The sequence below is a fragment of the Flavobacterium sp. ZB4P23 genome, assembly GCF_003970375.1.
Classification (GTDB): Bacteria; Bacteroidota; Bacteroidia; order Flavobacteriales; family Flavobacteriaceae; genus Flavobacterium.
Genome location: NZ_RYDK01000002.1, coordinates 450,945 through 470,415, shown reverse-complemented (window position 1 = coordinate 470,415; position 19,471 = coordinate 450,945). Strand labels below are relative to the sequence as shown.

Here is a 19,471-nt window from a genome sequence, read left to right as displayed (position 1 = left end):
CAAAACATGTATTTAAAACAGAATGATACCTTAAAGCACAGTCGTTTTTTAGCCCTGATTACTTCACCTAACTTTTACTCTTATAGGAGTTCGGTGAACTTTGTTTGAAGTAAAAATCCTTTTTATGCGCCTTTTCGGTGGATAAAAGATTGGAACAGACGAAGTAAATAGCTATTGAAAACAAGTATGTTACAACTCTAAAGAGCGCACTATTAATTAATTTAATGAAATTATAACGAAATAGAATTTCCATTTCCAAAGTTAAATGATTAAATTTGGATAAAATATTTATAAATCATTAAACAATCATATTATGGCTTTTGAATTACCACAATTACCTTATGCGTATGACGCATTAGAACCTTATATTGATGCCCGCACGATGGAAATTCATCACTCGAAACATCACAATGCGTATACTACCAATCTTAATGCTGCTATCGCAGGAACGGATATGGAAGGAAAGACGATCGAAAATATTTTGATTAATCTTGACATGAAAAACATGCCTGCTCGTAATAACGGTGGTGGTTTTTACAATCATAATTTGTTTTGGACGGTAATGACGCCAAATGGTGGCGGACTTCCAACTGGAGATTTATTGGCTGCAATTGAAGCTGCTTTTGGAACTTTTGAAGAATTTAAAGCATCGTTCAGCAAAGCTGGAGCAACTCAATTTGGTTCTGGATGGGCGTGGCTTTGTGTTCATAAAGGAGGTAAAGTTGAGGTTTGCGGAACTCCTAACCAAGACAATCCATTAATGCCAGGCATAGGTTGTGGCGGAACTCCAATTTTAGGAATGGATGTTTGGGAACATGCTTATTATTTGCATTATCAAAACAGAAGACCAGATTATATCGAAGCCTTTTTCAATGTAATTAACTGGACGGAAGTGGCGAGAAGATTTGCTTTAGAGAAATAAGCTCCCTAACACCCGAAGGGGGGAATTAACAAAAGAGGCTAGAAAAAAATTTTTTTTCTAGCCTCTTTTGTTTCCTGCGAAAATATTTTTTATCTCTGCTTTGATTTCCCTTTAGGGGTTAGAGGCTTTGACTTCATTCCAATAAAAAAGGTGGAATCTCTTCCACCTTTTTTGCCCCAAATTTACCATAACCTTAACCTACTAATGTTATGGTGATTCAAATTTATACTAGTTGTTACTACCCTTACAAATAAATTAGATGAATAACATGGAAAACCGATTAAAACCTTATCAGCACCAATTATTAGTATGCTCTAGCATCTTTCCCCTCATAAAAATTCATAAAAGCCCTATTAACGACTCTATTTCCTCCTGGCGTTGGATAATCACCCGTAAAATACCAATCCCCTAAATTTTTAGGACAGGCAATATGCAAATCTTCTACCGTTTGGAAAATGATTTTTACCTCGGCCTTTATCTCCGGTGAGCTTAACATTTGTGCAATTTTATCCGAAACCTCTTGCGGTTGAAAAGGCGCATATATTGCTGTTACATAATTGATAACTTCGGTGTCATTGAAGTTTTCCTGTGCTTTACATTTCACATATACCTCATCAACAATATGATACATGTTTCTTTCTTTTAGCAATTCTAAAGCGGCTTTAAAAGCTACTAATCCTTCTAGTTTTGCCATATCAATACCGTAACAATCCGGATACCGTATTTGCGGTGCAGAGGATACGATTACAATTCTTTTTGGATTCAAACGATCCATCATTTTGATGATACTCATTTTCAGGGTTGTACCTCGAACAATACTATCATCGATAATTACTAAATTATCCGTTGGCTTTATGACGCCGTACGTAACATCATACACATGGGCAACCAAATCATCACGGCTGCTGTCCTCTGTAATAAACGTTCTAAGTTTTGCATCTTTAATCGCTACTTTCTCCGTACGAATTTTGACAGAAAGGAGTTCTTGTAATGATTCCTTAGTTAAGGTATTTCTATTTTGAAGAATATAATTGTTCTTTCTTTGATTTAGAAAATCTTGAGCTGCTTCCACCAATCCGTAGAAAGACGTCTCGGCAGTATTTGGAATATAAGAGAAAACCGTATTGTCTGTGTCTTGATCAATTGATTTTAACACCGCCGGAAGTATCAATCTTCCTAATGTTTTTCTTTCCTGATATATTTCAGCATCACTTCCTCTTGAGAAATAAATTCGTTCAAAAGAACAGGCTTTTTTTACTGTTGGAGGAAGAATCTCTTCCATGGAAACCGTACCGTTTTTCTTAATTATTAATGCAGTTCCAGGTTCTATTTCTTGAACTTTTTCGAAAGGCACATTGAAAACGGTTTGTATAACCGGTCTTTCAGAAGCAACAACAACTACTTCGTCATCTTGATAAAAATAAGCTGGACGTATCCCGGCAGGATCTCTAAAGACAAATGAATCACCGTGACCTAAAAGTCCAGCCATAGCATATCCTCCATCTAAATTTTTAGAAGAACGTCTCAAAATTTTAGCAATATCCAAGCGTTCGGCAATTACAGGAGAAGCTTCTCTTTTAGACAAACCTTCTTCTTTACAATCCTGATACAACTGCATCACTTCTTTGTCCAGAAAATGTCCGATTTTTTCCATAACCGTAACCGTATCTGCCATTTCTTTTGGATGCTGACCCAATTCTACCAAATTTTGAAAAAGTTCTTTCACATTGGTCATATTGAAATTCCCGGCCAATATCAGATTTCGATGCATCCAATTGCTTTGACGCAGAAATGGATGAACGCTTTCGATACTATTTTTCCCAAAAGTTCCATAACGCACATGACCCAAAAACAATTCGCCTAGGTAAGGAATATTCTCTTTTTGAAGCGCTACATCATCCGCATATTCAGGATGAGCTGCCATCTCTTCATTTATTCTTTCATTTATTTGTTTAAATACATCTTGAATAGGCTGCGAATGGTTTGATCGCACGCGACTTATGTATCGCTCACCAGGTTCAACATCCATTTTAATACTTGCAAAACCTGCTCCGTCTTGCCCGCGATTGTGCTGCTTTTCCATAAGGAGATACATTTTTTGTATTCCGTAAAAAGCCGTTCCGTATTTCTCTTTGTAAAATTCAAGCGGTTTGAGTAGTCTAACTAGTGCTATTCCACATTCGTGTTGTAAAGCGTCGCTCATTGTGTTGTTGTTTGTTGTTGTGTTATTCTAAAAAATGAATTGGACTGATTTATATGTGGGCAATAATCAAACCAGTTTGGTATCTCTTATATTTTTTTAACAAAAAAACCCCGTTTCCGAGGTTTCCATGTATTATAATTCTATGTCAAACTGTGTCAATGATTTAAATTGTTTTAATCTGGACACAACTTCCTCTTTATCTAAATTAACCATCCGTTCCGTTCCAAATTTCTCCACACTAAATGAGGCTAAATTAGAACCGTATATAACCGCATTTTTCATATTCTCAAAAGAGATGTTTTCACTCTGTGTTAAATATCCTGCAAAACCTCCTGCAAAAGTATCTCCTGCTCCTGTTGGATCAAAAACTTCTTCTAATGGCAGTGCTGGCGCAAAGAAAACTTCTTTATTGTGAAACAAAAGTGCTCCGTGTTCACCTTTTTTAATTACTACATATTTAGGCCCCATATTATGGATCTTAGCGGCCGCTTTCACTAAAGAATATTCTCCCGAAAGTTGTCTTGCTTCTTCGTCATTGATTGTAATCACATCAACACGTTTCATCACATCCAATAATTCAGGCAAAGCACAATCCATCCAAAAATTCATAGTGTCGAGCACCACTAATTTTGGTTTAGTTTCCATTTGGTCAATTACGCTACTTTGTACTAATGGATGTAAATTTCCTAACATTACTATATCGGCATTTTTAAAATTCTGAGGGACTTTCGGTTGAAAATCACCCAAAACATTAAGTTCCGTTGCTAATGTATCTCTTGAATTCAAATCGTTATGGTAAAGACCGCTCCAAAAAAACGTTTTTCCACCTTTTACTACTTCAAGTCCAGAAATATCAATGTTTCTTGCTGTCAATAAATCTAAATATTCTTGTGGAAAATCATCGCCAACGACAGAAACTATGGCAGATTGTAAATTAAAAAAAGAAGCCGAAAGTCCTATATAAGGTGCAGCTCCACCTAAAATTTTATCCGTTTTGCCAAAAGGCGTTTCTATAGCATCAAAAGCAACGCTTCCAACAATCAATAATTTATTCATTTATGTAGTTTCAAATTAAGGCGCAAAGATAGGGTATAACTTGTGAAGTTGCAAAGAGTCTGAGGTGTAAAATTTTGCCAAATTAAGAGGTAGTTTTAGACTAATTTACGCCATAATTATTAGAGTTGTTATCCTTATTTGAATTTATGATTTAACCAAAATATTTTTATTTAATAAGTCAATAATAGCCTCATTTTCTTGGTTCACCGCATAATCCAAAGCTGTTTTTCCAAAAATGTCTGTTTGATGCGTATTAATTTTATAGTTCAACAAAATTTCCACACATTTTTCCTGACCAAAAGTGGCAGCAAAAAATAACGCATTTGCCTTATTGTAATTTATTATGTCTGGACTTGCTTTGTGTGCCAATAACAATTCTGCTAAGGAAGAATACCCTTTAAAGCACGCACCCATCAAAGCGGAATTGCCGGAGGAATCCTGAATATCTAAATTTGCTTTTTGCGAAATCAAATACGTTGCAACCTCATAATTATTATTGTAAACCGACAGAATAAGCAAACTATAACCAGAGGAATTTAATAAATTTATATCATTCCCTTCCTGTACAAATTTTTCAATCGTTTTTAGATCATTGGTCCTTGCCGCCTCAAAAACATCTCTGTTTTGCGCATTCAAAAAACCAGAAATTAAAATCAATAAGGTGAAAATTATTTTTTTCATTTTTTTAAAATTTAAATAGTAAAGGAGCGCTAAAAACGCTCCTTTATCAAGTTTCCTTACAATTATTGCATCATTAAAGATTCTAATTCTTTACGATCCATTTTAAGCTCTTTTGCTAAACGCATTCCGTATTCTCTATCCGCTTGATAAAAATGAGCAATCATCTTAGCAACAATTACTTTGTTTTTTACTTGTTTTAAAGCACCTGATAAATTAAAAATTAATGCATCTTGATCTTTCTTAGAAAAAGAACGGTACAAATCTCCCGCTTGTGTAAAATCATTTGGTTTCGAAATTTTTGACTGTGCAGTAGTTACGTTTGCAAATTCTGATTTTGAATACTTGAATTTTGCATCATCCTTTACCTCCGGTTTATTTGTTGAAGGCTGATAATTTACATCACCAGTTTGAGGGCGCAACGACATATACCCATTTTCATTGTAGGTGTTCACTCCGTTTTTAGGCATGTTTACTGGAATTTGTTGAAAATTCCCTCCTAAACGATGGCGTTGTGTATCAGTATATGAGAACAATCTCCCTTGTAATAATTTATCTTCTGAAGGCTCAATACCTGGAACTAAAATTGCTGGCGAAAAAGCGGCTTGCTCTATTTGTTGAAAATAATTTGATGGATTTTGATTCAAAGTCATCGTTCCTACTTTTATCAGTTTAGCAATTTTTTCAGGCCAAATTTTAGTAGGATCAACAGCATTAAAATCCAAAGCCAAAAAATCTTCTTTCTTCAACATTTGAACATACAAATCCCATTTTGGAAAATTTCCTTTTTCAATTTCATTGCGCAAATCCAAAGTAGCATGCTCAATTTGTGTGGATTGAATTGCATTAGCTTCGGCTTGCGATAAATTACGTACTTCTTGTTGCGGAACCCATTTGTATTTTACGTAGGTTACTTCGCCTTTCGCATTTACCCATTTGTAAGCATGTACTCCATTTCCTTCCATTTGGCGAAAATTAGCAGGGATTCCATAATCAGAAAATACCCAAGTAAACATGTGCGTTGATTCTGGTACATTGGAAAAGAAATCGAATGCTCTGTTCGGATCTGATGCGCCATTTGTTATTGGGGACGGTTTAAAGGCATGAACCATGTCTGGAAACTTCATTGCGTCACGGATAAAGAAAACGGGCAAATTGTTTCCTACTAAATCATAATTTCCTTGTTCAGTATAAAATTTAACTGCAAAACCTCGAGGATCACGGTACGTTTCCGGAGAACCTGCCTGATGTATTACCATTGAGAACCGAACCAATAATGGTGTTTTTTTACCCGCTTTATTTAAGAAATCTGCCATCGTAACATCCGAAAAATCAGAGGCAGCAACAAATTCTCCAAATGCACCAGTTCCTCGAGCATGAACCACTCTTTCCGGGATACGTTCGCGGTCAAATGTAGCTAGTTTTTCAATCAAATGAATGTCTTCAAGCAGGACTTGTCCATCTTGTCCAATTGTTTTTGAATTTTGATTGTCTCCTACTGGAGCTCCGGAATTTGTTGTCAACGTTTGACCTAATGTTAGCTGAGTTATCAATATCGCTATTGATAAGACTAATGCTTTTTGTTTCATAAGATTATTTTTTTATTTAATTCATGCAAAAATATCGACAAAAATAATATTGACATAACTGAAATTTTATATCTTTGTTATAGACAATATCTATATATGAATATCCAACAATTAGAATATATAATTGCAGTAGATCGCTTAAAAAATTTCACTAAGGCCGCAGAGTATTGCAATGTAACTCAAGCAACATTGAGCGCAATGGTCAAGAAATTAGAGCAAGAGCTTGGAATAGTGATTTTTGACCGAAAGAAAAATCCAACTGAAACAACCGAAATTGGAATAGAAACTATTGAAAATGCAAAAAAAGTAGTTCTTCATAGCCAGCTTTTAAAAGACAACGCCAAAAAGAGTATTGGAAAAATTGAAGGAAAAATTAGAATTGGAATCATCCCGACAATAGCAAACTCTTTACTTCCAAAAATTTTAAAACCTATTTTAGAAAACTTTCCTGACTTAAAACTAGAAATTTTAGAACAAACAACCAACTCCATTACAAAACAGCTGAAAGAAGGGCAACTTGACATGGGAATTGTTGCGACACCTTTACATGACACTGAAATTGAAGATATCGTGTTATTTTATGAAACTTTAATGGTGTATGGCGACATTGACCCGGTACAGAACTATATTTTACCCGATGAAATTAGAAATCATAAAATCTGGCTTTTGGAAGAAGGTCATTGCCTTAGAGAACAATTTATTAAATTATGTTCTTTAAAGAAAAAAGAAAAAATGGTTGAAAATTTAAAACTTGAAGCAAGTTCTTTTGATACTTTATTGAATATGATTGACGAATTTGGCGGATTAACTTTGATTCCCGAATTATATTACAACACCCTTTCTACCGAAAGAAAAAAACAAGTCAGTTTTTTTAACGCTCCTATTCCGGTTCGTGAAATGAGTATTATTTACCACCGTCCTTATGCAAAAATCAGAACCATTGAAGCGCTAGCCAAAATCATTCACAGCACAATAAACAAAGATTTGATTTCAAATAAATATAAAAAAAGTGAATTAGCAATTACTCAAATATAATAATCACTCACAAGTACTTTCGTAAAAAGCATCTATAGAAAGTTGTTTTTGCATTGAAGCCATAACAGCTAAGGCATCACATCTTTCGTTTTGGACATGATTGTTGTGGCCTTTGATCCACTTAAAATCTACTTTGTGTTTTCTATATACAATTAAAAATCGTTTCCACAAATCAGCATTTTTCCGGTCTGCAAAACCTTTTTTTTCCCAACCCAAAACCCATTTTTTTACTACTGAATCTACCACATATTTAGAATCCGAAATCACCAAAACGGTAGTATTAGGATTTTTTAGCTTTTCGAGACCTACAATTACTGCCAACAACTCCATTCTGTTATTAGTGGTTCGACGAAAACCTTCATAGAATTCCTTTTTATAAGGTTTTCCTACCCATTCCATAACAACGCCATAGCCACCGTTACCTGGATTGCCTTTAGCAGCACCGTCTGTGTATATGTGTACGTCGTGAGAATTCAAAATTATAAATTATGAGTTAATAATCTTTCAATCACTTCCGGAAAATACTTTTGTTCCAATTCATGAATTTTTTGGGCAACTTCTTCTGGAGTTTCATGCCCTGATAAAATTATTTTTTTTTGAAAAAGAATATTTCCTTCGTCATAATTTTCATTAACATAATGAATGGTAATTCCGGTTTCTTTTTCATTATTTTCCACAATGGCTCGGTGAATATTCATCCCGTACATTCCTTTACCACCATATTTTGGCAACAAGGCAGGATGTATGTTTATGATCTTATCCGGATAGGATGTGATGATATTTTCAGGGAATTTCAATAAAAAACCAGCCAAAACAATCAGATCAGGCTGAATTGTATTTATTTTATGTAATACTTCCCCTTCAATAAATTGTTCTTTAGTAAAAATATTCGTTGCAACGCCATGGTTTTTTGCTTTGTCAAGCACCTTGGCGATGGAGCTGTTTGCAAAGACTGCTTGAACCGTTGCAAGTTTAGATTTTGCAAAATACTTTATGATGTTTTCAGCATTAGTACCCGATCCAGAAGCAAAAACGACAATTTTTTTCATAACCTAGCTTGTTTTAATGATGCAAAAAAAGGGATAAAAAATGAAAATAAATAACATTGTGGCAGCTTTGTTAAAATAAATTTCATAATTTAGTTGTCACATTTATTAACTAAATAGTTGTTTTCAAATAAAGTTTTTTATTTTTGCCAACAAATTAAATTCTAAAATTAAAGATTATGTCAGACATTGCATCAAGAGTAAAAGCGATTATCGTAGACAAATTAGGTGTTGACGAAAACGAAGTTGTAACAGAAGCAAGCTTCACTAATGATTTAGGAGCTGACTCATTAGACACTGTTGAGCTTATTATGGAATTCGAAAAAGAATTTGACATTCAAATTCCAGATGATCAAGCAGAAAACATCGCTACTGTAGGTCAAGCAATCTCTTACATCGAGGAAGCAAAAAAATAATAAATACGCACCCGTTTACAATCTTGTAAGCGGGTGTTATTATTATTTTGAAATTAAATTCGAGATTGGATTTCAATCAAAAAGATATTTATTGTAATACCCATGGCTCTTTTTGTAAAAATACAGTAAAGAAAGCATGGGTTTTATTTGTTTAAAGATAACAAAAAATAAAGAATTTATGGTATTAAGACGAGTTGTTGTAACAGGTTTAGGTGCTCTTACTCCTATTGGAAATAACATTCAAGAATATTGGAATGGACTTATTAATGGCGTTAGTGGAGCAGCACCAATAACTTATTTTGATGCTTCAAAATTTAAAACTCAATTTGCGTGCGAATTGAAAAATTTTAATGCTGAAGATTTCTTAGACAGAAAAGAAGCCAGAAAAATGGATCGCTATGCGCAGTATGCTATGGTTGCCTCTGATGAAGCGGTTGTAGATGCCGGTTTCAATTTTGAAAAATTAGACAAAGACAGAGTAGGTGTTATCTGGGGCTCTGGAATTGGAGGATTAGAAACTTTTCAAATTGAAATGTTGAACTTTGCTGCAGGTGATGGTACTCCTAAATTTAATCCTTTCTTTATTCCAAAAATGATTTCGGATATCGCAGGAGGACATATCTCTATAAAATACGGATTCAGAGGTCCAAATTTTACCACTGTTTCTGCTTGTGCTTCTTCTACAAATGCTATTATTGATGCTTTCAACTATATAAGATTAGGTCATGCTGATGCTATGATAACCGGAGGCTCTGAAGCTGCGGTGACAATAGCCGGAATGGGAGGCTTTAATGCCATGCATGCTTTATCTACCAGAAATGACGATCCTAAAACCGCTTCAAGACCAATGGATAAAGATCGAGATGGTTTTATCTTAGGCGAAGGAGCTGGCGCATTAGTCCTAGAAGAATACGAACACGCTATTGCTCGTGGAGCAAATATTTACTGCGAAATTGGCGGTGGCGGAATGTCAGCTGATGCCTACCATATTACGGCACCGCATCCTGAAGGATTAGGCGCTAAAAATGTAATGTTAAACTGTTTGAGAGATGCCGGTTTACAAGCAACTGATGTAGATGGTGTGAATATGCACGGAACCTCTACGCCACTTGGTGACATGGCAGAATCTAAAGCAATACTTCATGTTTTTGGGGAACATGCTTACACGATGAATTTAAATTCGACTAAATCTATGACGGGCCATTTACTTGGCGCAGCCGGAGCAGTAGAAACAATTTCTTCGATACTTTCCTTAAAACATGGACTAGTGCCACCAACAATAAATCATTTCACAGATGATGAAAATATCGACGCTAAACTAAATTTTACGTTCAACAAAGCTCAGAAAAGAGAAATGAATGTAGTGATGAGTAATACTTTCGGTTTTGGAGGTCACAATGCTTGTGTACTAGTAAAAAAATTAGAAATCTAATTATAAATGCGTATAATTAGAAAAATATTTTCAAAATCCCGTTCTCCAGAAGACGGGATTTTTTTTGATTCTATTCAGAAAATTTTAGGATTTGCCCCTTTAAATCTTGATTTTTATAAAAAAGCATTCACCCATCGTTCCTCTAATCGCCTTGATATTTTAGGAAATCCAATCAATTACGAACGGTTAGAATTCTTGGGAGACGCAATGTTAAGCTCCGTTATTGCGGCTCATCTATTCAATAAAGCACCCGCTGGGGACGAAGGATATTTGACTAAAATGCGTTCTAAAATTGTGAGTAGGGAGCATTTGAACGAATTAGGGAAAGACTTAAATTTAGTGCAATACATAGAAAGCAAAGTGCCACTTCAGCATTTTGGCGAGAACATCCATGGTAATATTTTTGAGTCATTGGTGGGAGCGATTTACTTAGACCGAGGTTATGTATATTGCGAAAAATTCATTCAAAAAAGAGTAGTAGTGCCTTATGTAGATATTGCAAGACTCGAAGGAAAAGTAATCAGCTACAAAAGTCTGGTGATAGAATGGTGTCAAAAAGAAAAAAAAATATTTCATTATGATATTTTTGAGGACAATGCCATTGACGGGCAACGTCTGTTTGGTGTAAAACTTAGCATTGACAATAAAGTGATTGCTAAAGCAAGAGCCACATCAAAAAAGAAAGCAGAAGAAAAAGCATCCCAACGCGCTTATTTTGCATTTCAAGAAAAAATGGACAGAAAATAATTTAATATACATAAAACTATATCGTTTTCGTTTATAAATTAACAAAAACATCACCTTTTGAACGGTCAATACTTCGATAGAAATACTATATTTACATCTTATTTTTTCATGAAATGGCTATTCTTAAACTTGATCTGGGCGAATTTGACGAAATAGATTACTATCTTATTGCGATTCATACTTCATTAGAGGACTATCGATTGGCATTTTTTATTAATCAAATGCTGCCTGTGAATCTAAGTAAAAGTAAAAGTGAAATTCAAATTAATATTGAAGAAGGAGAAACAGGTTTTTCCAGATTTTATTATGAAGACATCGAAAGCGGTATTTCTTGGAATTTGATTCAAAATAAAAATGAGGTCATCCAGTATAATAAAGGAAATAACCAAAATCTATTTTCTAACGTGTCCATGGAAGTTTCAACAAAAGTCTTTTTACTTCCTGAATTCAAAAAAGTAGATTATTTTTTAAAAATAGAACATCACGAAGATGCCATAAACGTGTCCCAAACGCAGCTCCTATTAAATACCATAAACAGCATATCTACTGTTTATATAGTAGATACAAATAAAATAAAATCTAAAAACAATTTAATTTTTTAATACAAATGCTTACAAACAAAAAAACTAAAATTGTAGCCACACTTGGGCCTGCATGCAGTACAAGAGAGATCATAAAAGACATGATCGAAGCTGGTGTAAATGTGTTCCGAGTAAACTTCTCGCATGCGGACTACAATGATGTAAAAGAAAAAATAAGCCTTATACGAGGTTTAAATGAAGAGTTTGGTTATACAACTGCTATTCTTGGCGATTTACAAGGGCCAAAACTTCGAGTAGGAGTTATGGAGGAAGGTGTCGTCGTACACGATGGGGATCTAATTACATTTACAACTGCCGAAGATATTCTTGGAACTGCTAAGAAAGTATTCATGAAATATCAAAACTTTCCAAATGATGTAAATCCTGGAGAAAGAATTTTGCTTGATGATGGTAAACTCATTTTCGAAATCGTGGAGACGGATAAAAAATCAGAAGTTATAGCAAGAGTAATTCAAGGTGGCGAATTGAAATCAAAAAAAGGAGTAAATTTACCTAATACAAAAATATCCCTACCGGCAATGACCGAAAAAGATATTGCAGATGCCATTTTTGCCATTGGCCAAAATGTAGATTGGATTGCCTTATCTTTCGTGAAAACACCACAAGATTTACAAGAATTACAAGAATTAATCGCCAAACATTCAGAACATAAAATTCCAATTATTGCCAAAATCGAAATGCCGGAAGCACTAGAAAACATTGACAAAATTGTTGCTTATTGTGATGGTCTGATGGTTGCCAGAGGAGATTTAGGAGTAGAACTTCCTGCTCATGAAGTACCGTTAGTTCAAAAAGAACTTATTCGCAGAGCCAAAACGGCTAGAATTCCAGTTATTGTTGCCACGCAAATGATGGAAACAATGATTACGTCTCTTACACCAACTCGTGCCGAAGTAAATGATGTTGCTAACTCCGTTATGGATGGTGCTGATGCCGTAATGCTTTCGGGAGAAACAGCAACTGGAAATTATCCGGTTCAGGTAATTCAAAAAATGACTCAAATCATTGAAGCTGTAGAAGATTCACCGCTAATCCAAGTGCCACAAAATACGCCACAGATAAAAACAAAACGATTTATCACTAAAACAATTTGTCACCACGCTGCCTCCATGGCTAATATAATCAAAGCAAAAGCAATTTGTACTTTGACAAATAGTGGGTATACCGCATTTCAAATTTCTGCATGGAGACCAAATGCACACATTTTAGTGTTTACCTCAAATAAGAGAATCCTTACTCAGCTTAATTTATTATGGGGTGTAAAATCTTTCATGTACACTAAAGATGTAAGCACAGATGATACCGTAACGGACATAAATGAAATTGTAAAACAAAAAGGCTTTGTACAAAAAGGAGATTTCCTTATCAATTTAGCAGCAATGCCTATTAAGGAAAAGGGGATGGTAAACACCCTGAGAGTTTCTGAAATAGAATAATAAAACATTCTCATTATGTATTAAAAATCCGTCTGGTTCAATCAACAGACGGATTTTTTGTTGAAAACACGGTAAAGAATTGATTTTCAATACGTAAATTACAATTGCACTTTGCTTATTGGGTTATGACAGATTTGTCTCGATCTAAAATTGCTATTTTGCTTTTTATAGTTAGTTCTAAATAGTACACTGATTGTGTATCTTTGTTCGCGGATTACGGGGCTCCTTATTTTTAAGTTTTGTCAGGCGCAAATAAACAACATTTGTTGCATTTGAACGAAAGGGCGGAAATGTCTTTTTTATAAAGTTACATTAATTAGCTGAATCTAGTACTTTAAACAAAAAACCTTGAAACAAATTCTCTTTAAAAATACCAACATCTCCTATTCCGATACCGGGAAGGGAACCGCTATTGTCTTACTTCACGGTTTCTTGGAAAATAAAGGCATGTGGGATTTTTATATTCCGGAGTTTGCTAAAAAAAACCGCATCATCACCATTGATTTATTGGGACATGGCGAAACGGAATGTTTGAGTTACGTGCAAACGATGGAGGATAATGCTGATGCTGTGCACGCTGTTTTATCGGAACTACGCATCCGTAAAGCCATTTTTGTAGGGCATTCTATGGGCGGTTATGTAGCTTTGGCTTTCGCCGAATTGTATCCGGACACGATAAAAGGATTGGTTTTATTAAACTCGACCGCAAGAGCCGACAGCGAGGAACGAAAAACAAATAGAGATCGGGCTATAAAAGCAGTAAAACAATCTTTTGTCAATTTTATCTCACTTTCCATTGCAAATTTATTCAATGAAAACAACAGAGAGCGCCTTTTATCAGTAATTGAAAGCGTAAAGAAGGAAGCTTTAAAAACACCCCTTCAGGGAATCGTTGCTTCACTGGAAGGTATGAAAATACGACAAGACAGAGAAGTGTTGTTGCATTTGGCACCTTTTCCTAAACTTTTGATTCTGGGCGAAAAAGACCCGGTTCTAAATTACGAAGAAACCAAAGAACAGATAGAAGGCACAGCCATGAAACTGGTGACTTTTCCGGACGGACACATGAGTCACATTGAAAACCAAGACGAATTGTTGAACGTATTATTAGCTTTTTTCAAAAGCATCTAAATCATTCCAGGTTTCAAATACCCTTTTTCCACCAATTCGCTTTTGTCTTTTAAATGGTGCATTTTTCCTTCTTTCATCAACGCCAGTTTTGTGGAGACTTTTATCACATTTTCATAATTATGATCCGTGATAATAATGCCTTTTGTGCTGGACATTGCAGTGATTAATTCATTAATTTTTTCAATCATTATGGGTGATAAGCCATTGTATGGTTCGTCTAGTAAAGCAAATTTCGATGCATTATTCAGGATTAATTTAATTTCTAAATACCGTAATTCTCCGCCAGATAAATGTTTTATTTTTTTCTCTATCATCGATTGAATCATATCGTCAGCATAAAAATCCTGTAATTTATCTTTGGCAATAGCCAATTGAATAGTCTTTTTTATCGAAAATGAATTTGGAATAAAATTATCTTGAGACAAATAACTGATTTCGTTTAGCAAATCACTAGTTTTTGATTTCACGACGCCATCTACCCGAACAAATTTAAAATCAGCAGTTACAATTCCGAAAATGATTTTTAACAAGGTCGATTTCCCGGAACCATTTCTTCCTAAAACACCAATAATATCAGCAGTTTCACATCTCAAATACACATCAGAAACTATACTTTTCCCCTCATATTGTTTTTGGATACTATCTATTTCTAAAATATTTTTAGTCATACGAATTTCAATACTACATTAATGACTAAAATCAGCATTAGCGAAAAAACAAAATTCATCAGAAAACCATAAATGAATAGATGCAATTTAGAGATTCCGTTGTTGTAATAAAACAGATATTCGTTTTTAGCATTCACTTCTTTTATCAAAAGGCTAATGAAGAAACCAAAAATAATAAGGGCGGATTTGAAACCTTCAAATACGCCAAAAACCCATGCTAAAGTGCTTATTGACATGTTAATTGTCAAGGTGCTTTTGTGAAATTCGAAGATATTGGCTAGTTTTCTGATTGGGAATTTTGTTTAAATTAGTTTTTCTTCAAAAGGAATGTTTTCATCTAAAATTTCGCTTAATAAAAGAACCATTTGCTCTAAATAATTACCTAATATTTCTTCATTTATAATTGCATTTATTTCGTTGATTTCTTTAAAATTAAACGCAAGAAAACCTGCTTTTAAATTCTTAAAAGAAATTATTCCTGCTTCAATTGGTTTTCCTTTAGCGTCATGCTCATACATATAAGCATACGCCAGCACCTGAATGATTTTGTCGCTTTTAATATCTTCAGTAAGTCCTTTCCATGATTTCAGTGTAACGCTTGCTTTTTCTACTTTTCCGGTTTTATAATCGATAATTCGAATGATTCCGTTGCGCTCTTCAATCCGGTCTACATTTCCTTTTATCAATACCGGAAAAGGCAAATTAGGATGATTTATAATTCGCTCGAATGTTTGTTCCAAAGCTATAATTTTTATTGCATCACCATTCTTGATACTTTCCAGTTCCACTTTCAGGAAATTGGAAACATTGCGCTTGGCGACTTCAAATGCCAGCAAATTTCTACCCTTTTTGATTTCACCTTCTTTGTACACCAATTTGAATTGTTTCAAAACCTCTGTATCTATTTGTTTGAAACAATTTAGAATATCACTTTCTGATATAAATTTATCAATGAAAGGTTCGTATAAAACTTTCAAAGTTTCGTGGATAATAGTTCCCAAGGTATTCAAGGCAATATTTTCCTCTACTTCTTCTACTTCGCTGATGCGTAAAATCTTCTGGAAATAAAACTGAATTGGATTCCGGATATAACTCGTCATCGCCGATGGAGAAAACCCTTTTTCGGCTATTTCTTTCAATCGCAGCATAACACGTTCTGATTTTGGAATCACCATAGGCTGATACGCTGTTTCGGGTAGCACGGCATTATAAATTTCGTGAGTCAGCGTATGATTTTTTTGTTTTTCGACTTCCAGTTGCGTGATGAATCTGCTTTTTTCTCCGGCATCCAATCCTTCACTCTCGGTATTATAAATTAAATAAATGTTCTTTGCTCTTTGTAATAGATGATAGAAATGATAGGTGTAAATTGCATCTTTTTCTTTGAATGTGGGCAAGCCCAATTCGCGTTTTACATCATAGGGGATAAACGAATTTTGCGATTTTCCGGCCGGGAATTTCCCTTCATTCATCGAAGTGACAATAACGGTTTCAAAATCTAATACACGGCTTTCTAAAACGCCCATAATTTGCAAACCATTGAGCGGTTCTCCTTCAAATGAAACCTCGGCCAAATCAATAACTTGTTTGTAAATGGCATAAAGAGTTTCGATTTTATCGATATGTTCGTGCTTTGAATAATAATTAATTAGTTTGTTAATGACTTTAAAAATAGCAAAAACAAAAGCTTTGGTGATTTTTTCTTCTTCGTTGTCGTTGCTTAAATTTCCTTTGATGGTTTGCAATAATTTTGAAATGGTCTCTAAAACTGGAATCGAACCCTTTTCCCATTTTTGGAATAATAAAAGAAATATTTCACTTGGAATTCCATTCAATTCCATCAATTTATGATGCGTAATAAAAGTATAATTATTTTGGTTAATGGTTTGGACTAGCGCGCTGGTTTTTGCGTATGGTTCCACCAAAGGGTGGGTTAAAATATCTAAGATATCTTTGTAGTATAAGACATAGCTTTTAGCATTTCTGGACAATGCATTTGTGTGCATTTTGAATAATTTAGCAGTCAAAATCTGCGCTGGATTGTTCTTGCTGGAATATCCCATCGTAATATTCAAAGCGCCAACACTTGAGGGTAATGAATATAAAAGCGGTACCAAAAGATTTTCTTCGCCCAGAACCACAGCAACTTTATCTAGCGTTCCATCAGTCCCTAGGCTTTGTGATTCATTGATGATATTCTCGATAATACTCCCGGCTATTTTGGCTTGACCAATTGTTTTGGGTGTGCCAATGACCTGAATGTTTTTAGTTTGAGAAAAATCATTTACAATCCATTCAAACGGATGTAATTTATAATGTTTCCAATTTTCTTTAAAACGCCTTACAAATAAACCAGCATCATGATAGGGATCATTGAGAAAGGTTTGGTCTGCGTCCCAATATATTTTGGCTTGATCAGAAGCGATGAGGTGTTGGATTATTTTTTCTTCGGCTGCATTCAATGCATTAAAACCCGCAAAGACGAATTTTTTGTCATGTAGGGAATTCGAAAAATGATTTATGTTATGCACTGCTTCACGATAGATTAATCCTTGATAGCCGATTCCCTTGTTCAGTAAATGAGTGTACAATGATTGATAATAGTTGGGCAGTAGTTTCCAAAAATCAATATATTTTTCTAATAATGCCGTTTTGTTTTCTACTTCAATTCCCCATTTTTTGATGTCTTCAATGTCTTTCAGATAGGAAAGAACATGGGATGGATCTAGTAAATAGCGGTCAATTTCATTGAAGTCCTGCAGGAGTGTTTTGGCCCAATTGGCAAATAATTCAAAGGATTGTTGATTTGCTGTAGCGGTAATAGATAAATACACTTCATAGAATTCGAATAATAATTCGATAGGATCTATAGTGCGGATACCAGCTATGTTTTGAACAAAATCCTCAACACTTATAATTTCGGGTGAAATTATGTTGGTTGCGACTTGTTTCTTTAAGGCTTCAATCAGGAATATTTTAGCTCGTTTGTTTGGTAAAACAACAATCGTATTGGAAAGAGTGTCAGCGTATTTTGCGATTAAAACCGAAGCTATTTTATCTAGAAAAGAAGTATTTGTCATTTTATAAAAATAAAAAAAACGCCTCGATAAATCGAGGCGTTTTCTAAAAATTTTTGAACAATATTATTTTTGCAATAACAATTCAGTTCTTCTGTTTTTAGCTTTACCTGCAGCAGTTTTATTTGTTTCAACTGGAGTGCTTTCGCCAAAACCAACAGTATTTAAGTTTTCAGCTTTTATTCCTCTTTCGATCATAGCTTCTTTAACGATACTAGCTCTATCTTCAGAAAGTTTTTGGTTGTATTCATCTGAACCATCGCTATCTGTATGTCCTTCAATGCTAAATTTAGCATTTGGATAATTTTTTAGGATTTCTGCCATTGCATCTAATCTAGCTGGAACATCTCCAGTTTTGAAAGTTGCTTTACCAGAATTAAAGTAAACTGCTCTAGCTTGAATTTTAAGATTGTCTAAAGCTTCAGTAGTTACTTCAGGACATCCTTTGTTGCTAGCTGGGCCAGCAATAGTAGGGCACTCATCATCTTTGTCTAGAACACCATCTCCATCAGTATCTGGCCATGGGCATCCACCGTTTTCTTTAGGACCTGCAACTGTAGGACATTTGTCATCTTTATCAGCAACACCGTCTCCATCTGTATCAGGACATCCTTTTAATTCTTTAGGACCAGCTTCATTTGGACACTCATCTTCACTGTCTTGAATTCCGTCTCCATCTGTATCAGGACATCCGTTGAATTCTTTTAAACCAGCAACTTCTGGACAAGCATCATCTTTGTCATATATTCCATCACCATCTGTATCTTTTCCACCAAATTTGAAGATAATACCAGCAGAGTGTTGAAAATGAGATGGAGCATCAGGAGTTCTAGAAGCATCTACTCTATCACCAAAAGATTTTTTGTATCTAGTTGCAAGTTCGAAACCAACATTTTCGGAAAACCATAAAGTTAAACCAGCACCTGGGTTTAAAGTTCCAAAACTACTGTCTCCAAAGAATGTATATCCACCACCAATAGAAAGAGATGGGTCTATAACTTTAGATTTAATTAAATTCATGAAGCTGTATCTTATCGTAGCATCAACACCATAATACATTAAATCACCAGGATTAGTGACAAGATATCCTCTGGAGTCATGACCTACAGCACCTGGAGCAAAAGTTACAAACTTATCTATTTTGTTTACAGATCCAGTAAGACCAAAAGAGAAATTATCTCCTACGTATTTTGAGACACTTAAATACGATACAGAAGGTAGGACGTTCCAGTTTGTTTTCGCGTCAAAAGGTTGCGAAAAATGACGGTCTAGCCAATTATTTCCTCCACCAGCACTAGTTCTAGTGTCTACGGCATTTGCTCCAAAAGAGATTGCCCATGGGTTGTTACTGTCTTGTGCGTGAGAACTTAAACCCATCACCATCATCGCAGCAACTAAAATTTTGTTAAGATGTTTCATACTTAATTTTTTTA

Annotated in this window: 18 protein-coding genes; 8 read left to right on the top strand and 10 right to left on the bottom strand. The window is 34.8% G+C overall.

What is annotated here, in order from left to right:
• Nucleotides 1–313 precede the first annotated feature (313 nt).
• Nucleotides 314–922, top strand: coding sequence for a superoxide dismutase (locus EKL99_RS05275; RefSeq protein ID WP_126461769.1), 609 nt, complete (start codon nt 314–316; stop codon nt 920–922).
• Nucleotides 923–1,226: 304 nt separating this feature from the next.
• Here EKL99_RS05275 and EKL99_RS05270 read toward each other — a convergent pair whose 3' ends face one another.
• From EKL99_RS05270 to EKL99_RS05255, 4 genes are all read right to left on the bottom strand, one after another.
• A complete protein-coding gene (locus EKL99_RS05270) occupies nt 1,227–3,125 on the bottom strand; it encodes an amidophosphoribosyltransferase (protein WP_126452719.1) in 1,899 nt (632 codons plus the stop codon).
• Between the two features lie 132 nt (nt 3,126–3,257).
• Nucleotides 3,258–4,181 carry a PfkB family carbohydrate kinase gene (locus tag EKL99_RS05265; RefSeq protein WP_126461778.1) on the bottom strand — a complete coding sequence of 308 codons (924 nt, stop codon included), beginning with the start codon at nt 4,179–4,181 and terminating at the stop codon, nt 3,258–3,260.
• A gap of 144 nt (nt 4,182–4,325) precedes the next feature.
• On the bottom strand, nt 4,326–4,862 hold the full coding sequence (locus EKL99_RS05260) for an ankyrin repeat domain-containing protein (protein WP_126461781.1): 537 nt from the start codon (nt 4,860–4,862) through the stop codon (nt 4,326–4,328).
• Between the two features lie 62 nt (nt 4,863–4,924).
• Entirely contained in the window at nt 4,925–6,448 is a 1,524-nt protein-coding gene (locus EKL99_RS05255) for a catalase (RefSeq protein ID WP_126563799.1), read from the bottom strand.
• 96 nt (nt 6,449–6,544) lie between these two features.
• Here EKL99_RS05255 and EKL99_RS05250 point away from each other — a divergent pair, with 96 nt between their 5' ends.
• Nucleotides 6,545–7,483: a hydrogen peroxide-inducible genes activator gene (locus EKL99_RS05250; RefSeq protein WP_126563800.1), complete on the top strand. Its 939-nt coding sequence runs from the start codon at nt 6,545–6,547 to the stop codon at nt 7,481–7,483.
• Nucleotides 7,484–7,486: 3 nt separating this feature from the next.
• Here EKL99_RS05250 and rnhA read toward each other — a convergent pair whose 3' ends face one another.
• Nucleotides 7,487–7,960, bottom strand: a complete 474-nt coding sequence (gene rnhA, locus EKL99_RS05245; protein WP_126461787.1) for a ribonuclease HI — start codon at nt 7,958–7,960, stop codon at nt 7,487–7,489.
• A gap of 2 nt (nt 7,961–7,962) precedes the next feature.
• Nucleotides 7,963–8,532, bottom strand: coding sequence for a phosphoribosylglycinamide formyltransferase (locus EKL99_RS05240; RefSeq protein ID WP_126568997.1), 570 nt, complete (start codon nt 8,530–8,532; stop codon nt 7,963–7,965).
• Between the two features lie 176 nt (nt 8,533–8,708).
• Here EKL99_RS05240 and EKL99_RS05235 point away from each other — a divergent pair, with 176 nt between their 5' ends.
• The 6 genes from EKL99_RS05235 to EKL99_RS05210 all read left to right on the top strand — a co-directional run bounded on the left by EKL99_RS05235 (nt 8,709) and on the right by EKL99_RS05210 (nt 14,293).
• Complete coding sequence (locus EKL99_RS05235) at nt 8,709–8,945, top strand: acyl carrier protein (protein WP_007137004.1); 237 nt, start codon at nt 8,709–8,711, stop codon at nt 8,943–8,945.
• Between the two features lie 178 nt (nt 8,946–9,123).
• Nucleotides 9,124–10,377 carry a beta-ketoacyl-ACP synthase II gene (gene fabF / locus EKL99_RS05230; protein ID WP_126461793.1) on the top strand — a complete coding sequence of 418 codons (1,254 nt, stop codon included), beginning with the start codon at nt 9,124–9,126 and terminating at the stop codon, nt 10,375–10,377.
• 6 nt (nt 10,378–10,383) lie between these two features.
• Nucleotides 10,384–11,124 carry a ribonuclease III family protein gene (locus EKL99_RS05225; RefSeq protein WP_126461796.1) on the top strand — a complete coding sequence of 247 codons (741 nt, stop codon included), beginning with the start codon at nt 10,384–10,386 and terminating at the stop codon, nt 11,122–11,124.
• A gap of 113 nt (nt 11,125–11,237) precedes the next feature.
• Nucleotides 11,238–11,726, top strand: a complete 489-nt coding sequence (locus tag EKL99_RS05220; protein WP_126568996.1) for an IPExxxVDY family protein — start codon at nt 11,238–11,240, stop codon at nt 11,724–11,726.
• 5 nt (nt 11,727–11,731) lie between these two features.
• A complete protein-coding gene (gene pyk, locus EKL99_RS05215; protein WP_126562657.1) occupies nt 11,732–13,162 on the top strand; it encodes a pyruvate kinase in 1,431 nt (476 codons plus the stop codon).
• 348 nt (nt 13,163–13,510) lie between these two features.
• The gene (locus EKL99_RS05210; RefSeq protein WP_126461802.1) at nt 13,511–14,293 is read left to right on the top strand and encodes an alpha/beta fold hydrolase; all 783 of its coding nucleotides are present in this window, start codon (nt 13,511–13,513) and stop codon (nt 14,291–14,293) included.
• On the opposite strand, the gene EKL99_RS05205 is transcribed toward EKL99_RS05210, so the two are convergent.
• From EKL99_RS05205 to EKL99_RS05190, 4 genes are all read right to left on the bottom strand, one after another.
• Complete coding sequence (locus EKL99_RS05205; protein ID WP_126576518.1) at nt 14,290–14,961, bottom strand: ATP-binding cassette domain-containing protein; 672 nt, start codon at nt 14,959–14,961, stop codon at nt 14,290–14,292. The two genes, EKL99_RS05210 and EKL99_RS05205, sit on opposite strands and share 4 nt — an antisense overlap.
• Nucleotides 14,958–15,197 carry a hypothetical protein gene (locus tag EKL99_RS05200; RefSeq protein WP_126576517.1) on the bottom strand — a complete coding sequence of 80 codons (240 nt, stop codon included), beginning with the start codon at nt 15,195–15,197 and terminating at the stop codon, nt 14,958–14,960. Before EKL99_RS05200 ends, EKL99_RS05205 begins: the two co-directional genes overlap by 4 nt.
• Nucleotides 15,198–15,263: 66 nt before the next feature.
• Nucleotides 15,264–18,041, bottom strand: a complete 2,778-nt coding sequence (locus tag EKL99_RS05195) for a PD-(D/E)XK nuclease family protein (RefSeq protein ID WP_126576516.1) — start codon at nt 18,039–18,041, stop codon at nt 15,264–15,266.
• A gap of 63 nt (nt 18,042–18,104) precedes the next feature.
• A complete protein-coding gene (locus tag EKL99_RS05190) occupies nt 18,105–19,457 on the bottom strand; it encodes an OmpA family protein (protein ID WP_126576515.1) in 1,353 nt (450 codons plus the stop codon).
• Nucleotides 19,458–19,471 lie beyond the last annotated feature (14 nt).